General features: G+C 44.7%; 11 protein-coding genes and 1 pseudogene. 1 reads left to right on the top strand and 11 read right to left on the bottom strand.

Annotation, left to right across the window (positions count from 1 at the left end; genetic code table 11):
- The first annotated feature begins 4 nt into the window (after positions 1–4).
- Complete coding sequence (locus E8Q33_RS05630; protein WP_136553454.1) at positions 5–2,815, top strand: EAL domain-containing protein; 2,811 nt, start codon at positions 5–7, stop codon at positions 2,813–2,815.
- On the opposite strand, the gene E8Q33_RS05635 is transcribed toward E8Q33_RS05630, so the two are convergent.
- The 11 genes and pseudogenes from E8Q33_RS05635 to E8Q33_RS05680 all read right to left on the bottom strand — a co-directional run bounded on the left by E8Q33_RS05635 (position 2,812) and on the right by E8Q33_RS05680 (position 11,379).
- Positions 2,812–3,039 (bottom strand): DUF2835 domain-containing protein, encoded by a 228-nt coding sequence (locus E8Q33_RS05635; protein WP_247869949.1) that lies wholly within the window; start codon positions 3,037–3,039, stop codon positions 2,812–2,814. The two genes, E8Q33_RS05630 and E8Q33_RS05635, sit on opposite strands and share 4 nt — an antisense overlap.
- 27 nt (positions 3,040–3,066) lie before the next feature.
- On the bottom strand, positions 3,067–3,453 hold the full coding sequence (locus E8Q33_RS05640) for an HIT family protein (protein ID WP_371413268.1): 387 nt from the start codon (positions 3,451–3,453) through the stop codon (positions 3,067–3,069).
- Positions 3,453–6,104 carry an aminopeptidase N gene (gene pepN / locus E8Q33_RS05645; RefSeq protein WP_136553456.1) on the bottom strand — a complete coding sequence of 884 codons (2,652 nt, stop codon included), beginning with the start codon at positions 6,102–6,104 and terminating at the stop codon, positions 3,453–3,455. The genes E8Q33_RS05640 and pepN overlap by 1 nt, the downstream gene beginning before the upstream one ends.
- A gap of 4 nt (positions 6,105–6,108) precedes the next feature.
- On the bottom strand, positions 6,109–6,426 hold the full coding sequence (locus E8Q33_RS05650; protein WP_136553458.1) for an NGG1p interacting factor NIF3: 318 nt from the start codon (positions 6,424–6,426) through the stop codon (positions 6,109–6,111).
- Positions 6,427–6,429: 3 nt separating this feature from the next.
- Complete coding sequence (locus E8Q33_RS05655) at positions 6,430–7,461, bottom strand: WD40 repeat domain-containing protein (RefSeq protein ID WP_136553460.1); 1,032 nt, start codon at positions 7,459–7,461, stop codon at positions 6,430–6,432.
- Positions 7,462–7,474: 13 nt separating this feature from the next.
- On the bottom strand, positions 7,475–8,041 hold the full coding sequence (dcd, locus tag E8Q33_RS05660) for a dCTP deaminase (RefSeq protein ID WP_069295167.1): 567 nt from the start codon (positions 8,039–8,041) through the stop codon (positions 7,475–7,477).
- 41 nt (positions 8,042–8,082) lie between these two features.
- Positions 8,083–9,164: pseudogene (gene apbC / locus E8Q33_RS05665) on the bottom strand (iron-sulfur cluster carrier protein ApbC).
- A gap of 138 nt (positions 9,165–9,302) precedes the next feature.
- Positions 9,303–10,187, bottom strand: a complete 885-nt coding sequence (locus E8Q33_RS05670) for a carbon-nitrogen hydrolase family protein (RefSeq protein ID WP_136553462.1) — start codon at positions 10,185–10,187, stop codon at positions 9,303–9,305.
- A 114-nt stretch (positions 10,188–10,301) separates the two neighbouring features.
- Positions 10,302–10,478 carry a hypothetical protein gene (locus E8Q33_RS16685; RefSeq protein ID WP_371413269.1) on the bottom strand — a complete coding sequence of 59 codons (177 nt, stop codon included), beginning with the start codon at positions 10,476–10,478 and terminating at the stop codon, positions 10,302–10,304.
- Positions 10,465–10,887 (bottom strand): GNAT family N-acetyltransferase, encoded by a 423-nt coding sequence (locus E8Q33_RS05675; protein WP_371413270.1) that lies wholly within the window; start codon positions 10,885–10,887, stop codon positions 10,465–10,467. The genes E8Q33_RS16685 and E8Q33_RS05675 overlap by 14 nt, the downstream gene beginning before the upstream one ends.
- 84 nt (positions 10,888–10,971) lie before the next feature.
- Positions 10,972–11,379 carry a ketosteroid isomerase-related protein gene (locus E8Q33_RS05680; RefSeq protein WP_069295163.1) on the bottom strand — a complete coding sequence of 136 codons (408 nt, stop codon included), beginning with the start codon at positions 11,377–11,379 and terminating at the stop codon, positions 10,972–10,974.
- Positions 11,380–11,700: the final 321 nt, after the last annotated feature.

Raw genomic sequence — 11,700 nt, forward strand, 5'->3', positions numbered from 1 at the left:
CTCCATGAATCAAGCTGACAACCCATCACGTTTTTTCAGCCTGAAATGGAAATTCGCATTACTGTTTGGTGGTTTGCTGATTATTCTCAACATTAGTTTCCCGCTGATGATTTATTGGGATATGCAGCATAAATTCGGTTTTGTACGCGAGCAAATCCAACAGCAATATCACCAGTATCTGGATGGTCAGCTGGAATCATCTAAAAGTGAATTGCAGCGTCTGGCTGAATTTGTGTTGATTCCTGCCAACGATAACCCCACCGCCTCTGAGTTACTTGATCTGATTAATCGTGAGCAAAGTGAACTGGAATTGGGCTGGAATGTCAGTGTGGCTCATGTCTATCGGCGTGATGGAAAATTCCTGGGCGGTTGGGGGTTGGATGTTCCAGAGTTCGTTAGCCAATATGCGATTCAAACTGCTGAAAATGAGACCAGTTACAGTCAGGTCGACTGCCGATATCAATGTCGTCAATATTTGCTGCTTCCTATACTAAGTCAGGATCAAACTGAATATGTGATGTTATTAGGCTATGATATCAGTCAAATATTGCTGGCATTTTCTAGTAAAACTGGTGCCGATCTGGCCATTCTTTCCTCTTATGCCAGTGATGATCAAACAGAAGATCGTTACCTGCCAAGCTGGGAAAAGTACGTTCATGCATTAAGTCATTTTGAACAAAATATTAATTATTTACGGCAGTTTGGTGAGATTCATCAACATGATTTTCATCACATGCAAAATCATATAATGCGACCAGCGGGACTGCCTATCGAATTTAATATGATTCGTCCGCCAGGCAGTGACGACGTGCTGTTTGTCATTATGGAAAATATTAGCGAACAGCTAGAAGAACTTCATCAATCTTTAATACGCAACATCCTGTTTGCTGTACTGAGTTTTCTATTATTGGGCAGTTCTTTGGTGGTATTTATTTCCTCCCCTTTGCGCCGCCTCTCCAAAGTTTCAAAAGCGTTGCCATTACTGGCAAAACAGCAGTATCAGCTTGTTCGCCAATCCGTTTCCTCACCACAACATCATCAGTCAACCGATGAACTGGACCTGCTTGAAACGGCAACAGTCTCACTCACTACTCAGCTGGAACAGCTTCACATTTCTGTAGAAAAACAGACATTCGCCCTGCAACAGGAACGGGATTTTGTTAAAAATCTGATTAATACAGCACAATTAATCATCATCACGCTTGACCAGCAATGTCGTATTACCTCTTTCAATCAATACGCTGAACGAATTACCGGCATATCGGCCAATGAAATTATTAATAAGCCGATTCAAGGTTTTTTCTCAGCAGAAGAATGGCCGCATATCTATCAGGCATTCACCGAGATTAAAGAAAAGCGTTCCAGTGTCCAGCAAATGGAAGCTGACTTCATTCACCGTAAAGATAATGTTCGCGTTATTTCCTGGATGCATTCCAGTCTGAATGTTCAGAACAATGATTCCGTGATTTTATCTGTCGGCGTTGATATTACCGAGAAAAAGCACAATGAAGATCAAATTCTGTGGATGGCCGAGCATGATGCCTTAACGGGTTTATACAATCGCTTTAAATTTAATGTCGAGTTCGAACGCATATTGCTTCATGCAGAAAAAGTAGGCAGCAAAGGCGTATTACTGGTTCTGGATCTGGATCAGTTCAAGGACTTAAATGACAGCTGTGGCCATAATATCGGTGATCAATTGCTTAAACGGGTCGCTCAGGTACTGAGTAAAGTGACCCGTTCTACCGATCTGGTAGCAAGACTTGGAGGAGACGAATTCGCCATTCTCCTGCCACAGACTGATTTGAAGGGTGCCGAGCAGTTTTGCAAAAAAATTGCCGTACAGCTGGCTGAATTAAACTTTATCTATCAGCACATTAGCTACCATATTTCATCAAGTATGGGGCTGGTTGAATTTCCACTGGCTGGACAAGGAATTGATGCACTTTTAAGCAATGCTGATCTAGCGATGTATCAAGCCAAGGCAAAAGGTAAAAATACCTGGCATACGTTTAATATTGACGATAAAACACGTAGCCATCTGCAAAATCGAATTCTTTGGAAACAAAAAATCATTGATGCACTGGCTGAAAAAAACCAACGATTTATTTTTCACTATCAACCTATTCTTGATTTGACTACCAATAAGGTCAGCCATTATGAGGCACTGCTGCGACTTGAGGATGCTGATGGTACTTTGCATATGCCCGGCAGCTTTATTGAAGTTGCCGAACAAACAGGTTTGATTCATCAAATAGATCATCATGTTTTGAAAATGGGTGTACACAAGCAAGCTGAGTTTGATCAGCTGCCTACCCCAATTTCACTGTCATTAAATTTATCGGCGCATGCCACTTCGGATCCTGAGTTATTGCCACGCTTAAAGCGCTTACTTCGAGAAACTGGTGCCAAACCGGGCAACCTGATTTTTGAACTTACAGAAACTGCGGCGGTGGCGGATTATGGTCAAGCCAAAACAATGATGTTGAAAATTAATAAACTCGGCTGCCAGTTTTCATTGGATGATTTCGGTACCGGTTTTGCCTCGTTCCGTTATATGCGAGAGTTGCCAGTGGCCATTGTCAAAATTGATGGCGCATTCATCCGCCATATTTGTGATAACCCGGATGATCGTTTGTTTGTAAAAGCTTTGGTGGATGTTGCCAAGGGCATGGGCAAAAAGACTATTGCCGAATTTGTTGAAGATGAAGCTATTGTGACAATGTTGAAAAACATCGGCGTCGATTACGCACAGGGTTATCATATCGGTCGTCCAAAACCGGCTTTATTGGACGATGCAAATCTTTCGGATTAATCGCCTAAACGCTCCAGATTAAGCAATTTATGTTTATCATCAAAACGAATCCGGAATCGTCCATGAATACCGTTTTGGGTAATAAAACGCCTAACATGTAAAGCCGGAAACTGTAATGACTGTCCGGTATCCGTTCTGGCAACAACGGCAGAGGCTTCGCCGCGATAATAGCGCATTGCCTCTTCCCTATCGACATTAAGTCTAAACGTTAAGACTTTGTCCACTAATGAGAAATCCTCTAAAAATCTCACTTAAGTTACGCAGCATAAGCTGTTTATCCGACTCACTGTAGGGCTCGGCAGTGCCCTGCCCCCAAATTGGTTTTGCCAAACTGCATCGGTTTTAAAGCGCGCTACATGATGCACATGTAATTGAGGAACAACATTACCCAGTGCCGCCAGATTCATTTTGTCTGCCTTGGTCAGCTGCATCAATTTTTCGGCAACCAGAGCAGATTCCTGCCACAGCATTTGTTGCTCCTGCATAGGTAAGTCGTAGACTTCGCTGACATCCAATCGACGCGGTACCAGAATCACCCATGGAAACCGCGCGTCATTCATCAATAACAGCTGACACAGCGGCAAGTCTCCGACTACAAACGTATCTGCCTCAAGTTGAGCATGCAGTTGAAATTTCATCAGTCCGCCAGATATTTATTAACGATCTCATAAACATCAGACGAGAGATCCTGCTGTTGCGCAATGCTTTGTAAGGCTTCCCGCATCATTTGCTGACGTTTTTCATCATATCGACGCCATGAATTAAACGCCCCCAACTGTCTTGATGCGACTTGTGGATTAAGTTTATCCAACACCAGTATCTGCTCAGCCAGAAAACGATAACCACTGCCATCATTCGCGTGGAATAACGCCGGGTTATTACGACAGAATTGCCCAATCAATGCCCTGACATTATTCGGGTTTTTAATACTGAATGCCGGATGCTTCATCAAACCTTTAATTCGTATCAATGTATCAGGCAAGCTCGATAGCGCCTGCACCGTCAACCACTTATCAACTACCTGACGGTCATGTTGCCATTGTTCATAAAATGCCCGTAAGGCGTGCTCACGTTCGATTCCAGCTTGGTCAACCATCAACCTTAAGCCCGCAAGGGTATCGGTCATGTTATCGGCTTGTTTCATCTGCTTCAGACAACGCTGCGTCTGCATCGGATCGTTAGTTGCCATCAGATAACCCAGACAAACATTTTTCAGGCTACGTCGTCCCATATGCTCAGAGTTAAACTGATACGCCACGTTTGGCAGATTATGTTGTTGGTACAACGCATCAAATTGCGCTTTCAAATGCATTGCCAAGCTATCTTTTACAAACTTACGCACATGATGGATGGCATCGACATCGGCAACCTTCATCTGCGCTGCCAGATAATTCTCAGAAGGTAATGTCAGCATGCGCGCAACCAATGCCGGATCGGCAGCTTTATCTTGCAACACGGCAGCACACTGCTTTACCAGGATCTCGGGCAGTTGTAAGGCAGTGTTCTGTTGATAATCTGCAATTAACGACAGCATGATTTGAATAAACAAACTTTGACCTGCATCCCAGCGATTAAAGCTGTCTTTCTCGTGCGCCATTAAGAACGCAAGTTCTTTATTATCACGTTCAATCAGTAATTTAACCGGCGCAGAAAAGCCACGTAGTAAAGAAACAATGGGCCTCTGCTCTACGCCGATGAAGCGGAATGTCTGTTCTGATTCGTTTAACTCTAATACGCGAGTGTCTTTATCATAGGGTTGGGCTTCATCAATCAATTGCAATGGCAAACTATTACCTGCAGAGTCCAATAGCCCCATGGCAACCGGAATTAAGAACGGTTGCTTTTCAGTCTGGCCAGGCGTTGCTGGGCATGATTGCTGCAGGGTTAAGGTAAATATTTTCTTTGTTGCATCATAATTATAAAAAGCCGTAATGACGGGTGTTCCCGCCTGGGTATACCAACGTTTGAACTGCGTCAGATCATAGTGATTGGCTTCTTCCATGGCTTTAACAAAATCATCTGTGGTCACCGCCTGACCATCATGCCGGTCGAAGTATAAATCGGTGCCTTTACGAAAACCTTCATCGCCCAACAGGGTTTTGATCATGCGAACAACTTCGGCGCCTTTCTCGTAAATAGTGACGGTATAAAAGTTACTAATCTCAATATAGCTATCAGGACGCACAGGATGCGCCATGGGACCGGCATCTTCAGCAAACTGCAAGCTGCGTAATTGATCCACATCATCAATTCGTTGCACAGCCGCAGAGTTCAAATCGGCACTGAACGACTGGTCACGCATTACCGTGAAACCTTCTTTCAGGCTAAGCTGAAACCAGTCACGACAAGTCACTCGATTGCCGGACCAGTTATGGAAATATTCGTGTCCGACGATACTTTGGATCGTATAAAAATCGTTATCTGTCGCTGTCTGCGGGCTGGCCAAAACACAAGCGGCATTGAAGATATTCAGCCCCTTGTTTTCCATTGCGCCCATATTGAAATCATTGACCGCTACAATCATGAAGACATCCAGATCGTATTCACGACCATAGGCTTCTTCATCCCAACGCATGGATTGTTTTAATGACATCAAAGCGTGATCACACTTATCGTGATTTTCTTTATCCACATAAATCTGCAGAGTCACGTCACGGCCACTAATGGTAGTGAAGCTATCCTGCTGCATATATAAATCGCCAGCAACCAAAGCAAACAGATAACAAGGCTTCGGATGGGGATCATGCCAGCGAACCCAATGACGTCCATCTTCCAGTTCACCCTGCTCTTGCAAGTTACCGTTGGATAATAGAATCGGCCATTTCTGTTTATCTGCCGTAATGGTCACTGTAAACACCGCCATCACATCCGGGCGATCCGGATAATAGGTAATACGCCGAAAACCTTCAGCTTCACATTGGGTGCAAACTAAAGTACCTGAGTGGTAAAGCCCTTCCAGTGCGGTGTTTTGATCCGGATGTATTTCGGTGACAATCTCCAGCTGAAATTTTTCCGGCAATTGCGGCAAAATCAGTTGTGTATTGGAACGTTGAAATTCTGCAGCAGTTAGTAAATGGCCATCCAACTTGATACTGATAAGTTGAAGATGCTCGCCATTTAATACACAGTCTTCACCTGGTCCTTTAGGATTGCGTCGCATATTGAGAATGCTGGTAACTTGGGTGGTTGACGCATCCAAATCAAAATGTAAATCAACATTGTCGACCAGATAGGATGGAACCGTATAATCCGCGAGACGAATCGTTTGTGGAGACGCAGGTGCGTTCATTAAATTAAAAATCCTCTTGATTTACTGGCCAGTACTGATAAGCAGGCTCTTCGTATGGATGGGCAAGTTTCAAAGCTGAGACAGCAGCTTTGATAGTGTCGTTCGTACAGATTGTTTCAACGCGATATTCATTGACCTGCTCTATTTTTCCGCTTTCGCCGATAAATGGCTGGCTGCCAGATAAAGGACGGAACTGACCAGTGCCCAACGTTTCCCAACTGCAAAACTCATAGCCATCAAATTGACCGGCGCCCGCATTAAAGATGGCTTCTTTGACTAATTCTTTATGGCTTTCCGGAACAAAAAACACCAGTTTGTACATATTTTACCTCCACTGCCATTGCTGCGCTTCACCTGTACCGGCAATGCTTAAAACCGCACTGTCGTTAGCAACAAAAGACACCGCTTGGATAACCATGCCGGGATTAAGTGGATTTTGTCTGGTTACTTTCCAGCAACGTAGTTTATCGCCCTGAGGCAGTTGCCAGACGCAGAGGCGTTCTGCTGCATGACCGGTAACTAATAACATGCCATCCTGAGAAAAGTTAACGGCTGTCGTCGTTGTGGTAAATACTGGAAAATCCGGTATCGGCATTGATTTCGGCCAGGCTGAACTGCGTAATTGTGATTGTTGGCTGCCATCGGCTAACGACCAGAGATAGGAATGATCATTGTCTGCAGCCGTGAAAACAAATCGGCTTTGGGGATCGAACTTCACCAGATTCACATTATTACCATGCAACCAGTTCTGTAGTTGTTCGCCGTTTTGCAAATCCCATAAGCGAGCCGTGCGATCGTCACCACCGGTTAATGCTGTTTTTCCATCTGGTGAGATTGCCACCGTGTTAATCGGATGTTTCACCGGGGAATCTACCGCTGCACCATCATGTTCAAACACATGGCGCACCCGATTGGCAGTGATATCAAAATACACCGCCGTACTGTCAGCTAACGCTAATAGTAGAAATCGTCCATCAGGGGAAATATCCAAAGACTTAATTCGTAATGGAAAGGTCAAGCGGTTTTCCGGCATACCACTTTGCGTGTTCCATAACATGACGGTATCGAACTCAACAGTTGCAGCAACCGGACTGGATTTGGCTAATGCCACTGAGGTACTGCGAACCGTTTCTTGCTGTTGGCTTTGCCAACTGTATTTGACCTGATTATTCTGCAGATTCCAAAGTCTGGCCGCTGCATCTACATCGGCAGATAACAGAAACTGTCCATCAGCTGAAAAGGTCGCGGCATAACTGCCATCGCTGTGTTGCCATTGATAAGTTTTTTGAGGCTGACCTTCACAACCGCTAAGCAATAGCAGCAGCCCCGGTAAAATGAATCTGCTGATGCTTTGCACGGTCAAGCCTCTATCAGGATTTCGGTAAAGTCACGCCCTGCTGACCCTGGTATTTACCAGCTCTGTCAGCATACGAGGTCTCACAGACTTCATCAGATTCAAAGAACAACATTTGCGCCACACCTTCATTAGCGTAAATTTTTGCAGGTAACGGCGTGGTATTGGAAAATTCCAAGGTTACCTGACCTTCCCATTCAGGTTCTAACGGCGTGACATTCACAATAATGCCGCATCTGGCATAAGTGGATTTACCCAAACAGACCGTCAACACGTTGCGGGGAATTTTGAACGATTCAATTGTACGGGCCAAAGCAAATGAATTCGGCGGAATAATGCAAACGTCAGAAGTGATATCCACAAAACTGCTGGCATCAAAATTTTTCGGATCAACAATCGCTGAATTGATATTGGTAAAGATTTTAAACTCAGTGGAACAGCGTACATCATAGCCATAGCTGGATGTACCATAGGAAATAATGCGCTGTCCTTCACGTTCACGAACCTGACCTGGCTCGAACGGCGAGATCATGCCGTGCTGTTCTGCCATACGGCGGATCCATTTATCTGATTTTATGCTCATAGTCCGTCAGTTAAGCTCAAAAGATGTTGATGATAGCCTGATTAATCGTTCTTGATAACTATATTCGGGAAGGCAGCCGCATAATTTTTACCCTGCATCGCCAGATTAGCAGCAATCCGTCGAGCTATTCCACGATACGCCATCGCGATATCGCCATCCGGATCTTTTACTACCGTCGGCTGACCATTGTCGGCATCTTCACGGATATGAATATCTAAAGGCAAACTGCCCAGCATATTCACGCCATATTGATCAGCCATTGACTGCCCGCCACCCGCACCGAAGATATGCTCTTCATGACCACATTGGCTGCAGATATGTGTGCTCATGTTTTCAATGACACCTAATACCGGAACCTTCACTTTTTCAAACATTTTTAATGCCTTACGGGCATCAAGCAATGAAATATCCTGTGGAGTTGTCACGATAACAGCACCACTCACTGGGACTTTTTGCGACAAGGTCAACTGAATATCGCCAGTACCAGGTGGTAAATCGATAACCAGATAATCCAGTTCTTTCCAGTTGGTGTCGCCCAGCATTTGCTGCAAAGCCTGAGTGACCATTGGGCCACGCCAGATCATCGGCTCTTCTTCATCGATTAAAAAACCAATCGACATGCTTTGAATGCCATAGCTTTCAATTGGCTCGATTGATTTGCCATCAATGGATTCAGGACGTTGCGTGGTGCCAAGCATACGCGGCTGGCTTGGACCATAGATATCAGCATCCAGAATACCTACTGTGGCGCCTTCAGCTGCCAAAGCCAATGCCAGATTGACTGAAGTAGTCGATTTACCTACCCCACCTTTACCAGAAGCTACTGCAATAATATTTTTAACATTTTCCAGTGCTGGACGCCCTGCTGCACTTTATGTTTAACAATTTTAGTAGTGATGTTAACGCTGACATTGGTTGCGCCATCGGCTTCGATTAATTGTTTGAGGTTTTGGGCCAGTTCAGCCGCATAACCTTTGACTGGATAACCCAGCACAACATCAACCTGGGTCTGATTATCGTCCTGCAAAACCTTGACCGTGGCGCGAGTATCGCCGAACGTGATCAGCGTTGAGGGATCCTGATAATTTTTGACGATTTCCTCAATTTGCGCGGGGCTAGTCATGCATGACTCCTGTAATTTTTTAAAGCAAGATAGACCGAGCATTTTATACTCTGCCGGAAACCCTTGCATCCACACAGCTTGCAGGGCTATTGACTGCTACAAACAAAAACACCGCCATAACAGCGGTGTGTAAAGTGCTTAGCGAGTTTGGTCAGGTCCAGATAATTTGTGTTGCAGCGGCCAGTCACGGTAATTAAATACCTGTCCTTCCTGACGTACGCGGGCGATTTCCGCTAAATCCAGATCAGCACACACCCAACCCGGCTTATCTGCGACACCTTCGATCAGAATGCCGTTATCCGGAAAACCATAATCAACCGGGGTATAAATGCTGGCACGACCAGTATTTACATCAACGGCTTCCGACCAGCGTGCTTCACCAAATGTTGGCGATTGCACGACATAGCATTGATTTTCCAACGCACGTGCCTGACAACCAATCCGTACTCGGTGAAAACCAGCCTGTGTGTCAGTACAACTTGGTGCCAGAATCAAATCTGCGCCAGCATTTACCTGCTGATAGGCAATCATCGGGAATTCACTGTCATAACAAATGTTGATGCCGATTCGACCCACATCGGTATCCAGCACTTTGATCTGCTGACCGGGATGAATTAACCATTGCTCATTTTCAAAGCGCGTCATGATCAATTTGTCCTGAAAACCAATCAGGCCATCAGGACCATAAAGGTTGGCACGATTACGGAAAGTGCCGTCATCCTGCAAAACCGGAAACGTGCTGGCCAACATCATCACATCGTATTGCTTGCTGAGCTGATGATGCAGATCTTGCCAATCAGCATAAACATCCTGCATAGAATGCAATTGCTTGCCGAGATCTTTATAGACTGCTTCGCCAAATAACGAGGCCAGTTCCATGCTGCCATATTCAGGAAACACCAGCAGTTTCGCTTTTTCTTCAACGGCTTCAGCCACCCACTGAGTCAATTTATCAGTGAATTGCGACCAGTCTTTGAAAAAACCGATATCGTACTGTGCTGCAGCGACTTTAACTTTGCTCATTTACACTAAACTCGGGAAATCGATAATGGGACATTAAAGATTGGGCATTTCAGCCTTATTTCAATGCCAAACAGTTTATTTGTAACAGCATATCTCCTGCATTGCAGATAAGCTCTAGAGTTTCTTCATCCAGAAAGTCATTGGTTTGGGTGATTCATGCTCTTCATCCAGTTCTTTCCAGCTGAAAGTGGTGTGAAGTTCAGGATGTTTTTCATAACCCCGTTTACGCCAGAAATTATCCAGTGGTCTGAAACCTGCCGGACGTCGAGGATGATCATCAGCGTTGTACACCGCAAAAACAGCTGTACTTATATCCCCCCAACTCACGGGCATGCTGTTCACGATGATCAAAGAACGCTACGCCAGCGCCCTGCCCTCGATATTGCGACAACAAAACCGACTCACCACAATAAAACACGCTATCGACATCAATGCCCGCTTTGATAAACGGTGCTTTGACTTCATCCGTTTCATATTTCAGCGGAATCCCAGTCGATGCACCAACCACCTTATCGCCATCAAAGGCCAAAACAATCACGCTGTCAGGCGCTTCGATATAAGTCTGCAAATATCGTGCTTCGTAATCCGGATCCCCGTCGTAGAGATAAGGAAAATCACGAAAAACCTGAATACGTAATTTGGCCAGTTCAGGAATAAATTGATTCAGGGCTTCGCCTGATAAACGTTTCAATTCCAGCATAGTTATTTCAATCCGTGCAATGGAAAGGCATATAAAAAAGCCAGACTGGAAAATACATTCCAGCCTGGCTGATTGTGCTGCAGTTTAACCGACGACTTGTTTAACCCAGTCTTCCAGGTTGTAGTAGTTAGTGATGCGAGCCACTTTGCCATCACGAATCACAAAAAACGCACCGGCTGGCAGGTTGTATTTTTGGCCGTTAGCTTCTGGCAAACCTTCATCGGTGCTCAGGTACTCACCTAATACGGTAAATTCAACAGCAGCGCGATCACCTGCTTCGTTGCTGGTGATGGAAATATCAACGATTTGTTCTTTGTAATGTGCATTCATGCGATCCATAAATGCAGAGAATTTTTCTTTACCAACTTCACGACCACCCTGGTTAACGTCATGAATAACATCGTCAGTCAGCATATTCAAAAACGCATCCATATCCTGGCGGTTGAACGCATCGTAATAGTTTTGCAGCAATGTGATTGTAGCTTGGCTCATGTCGCAGACCCCAGAGAGTAAAAAAACCGCGAATTTTAACGTGTAAACGCTTCAAAGAAAAGCAGAAATTACTAATTCACCAAAGAGACACAAAGGGCACGGAGATAAAAGAAAACAGATCCGCAGATTACGAAGAGTATTCTAAAAAAAGGACCGTAGGTTGGGTTGAGCCTGCGAAACCCAACACCATTTAAATTATTTTGCGTCGTGTTGGGTTTCATAAATTCAACCCAACCTACACTCTTTATAAAAAATGTAGGTCGGTTTAACTTAGCGTAACCCGACAAAAATAATCTACGGATAACTCAAAAACCTCTGTGC

It is taken from the genome of Methylophaga sp. SB9B, assembly GCF_004832235.1.
In the GTDB taxonomy this organism is placed as follows: domain Bacteria; phylum Pseudomonadota; class Gammaproteobacteria; order Nitrosococcales; family Methylophagaceae; genus Methylophaga; species Methylophaga muralis.

Coding starts and splice junctions, on each gene's coding strand:
- E8Q33_RS05640 (WP_371413268.1), bottom strand. CDS start 3,453: ATGAAATTTCAACTGCATGCTCAACTTGAGGCAGATACGTTTGTAGTC.
- E8Q33_RS05650 (WP_136553458.1), bottom strand. CDS start 6,426: ATGTACAAACTGGTGTTTTTTGTTCCGGAAAGCCATAAAGAATTAGTC.
- dcd (WP_069295167.1), bottom strand. CDS start 8,041: ATGAGCATAAAATCAGATAAATGGATCCGCCGTATGGCAGAACAGCAC.
- E8Q33_RS05680 (WP_069295163.1), bottom strand. CDS start 11,379: ATGAGCCAAGCTACAATCACATTGCTGCAAAACTATTACGATGCGTTC.
- E8Q33_RS05675 (WP_371413270.1), bottom strand. CDS start 10,887: ATGCTGGAATTGAAACGTTTATCAGGCGAAGCCCTGAATCAATTTATT.
- pepN (WP_136553456.1), bottom strand. CDS start 6,104: ATGAACGCACCTGCGTCTCCACAAACGATTCGTCTCGCGGATTATACG.
- E8Q33_RS05670 (WP_136553462.1), bottom strand. CDS start 10,187: ATGAGCAAAGTTAAAGTCGCTGCAGCACAGTACGATATCGGTTTTTTC.
- E8Q33_RS05630 (WP_136553454.1), top strand. CDS start 5: ATGAATCAAGCTGACAACCCATCACGTTTTTTCAGCCTGAAATGGAAA.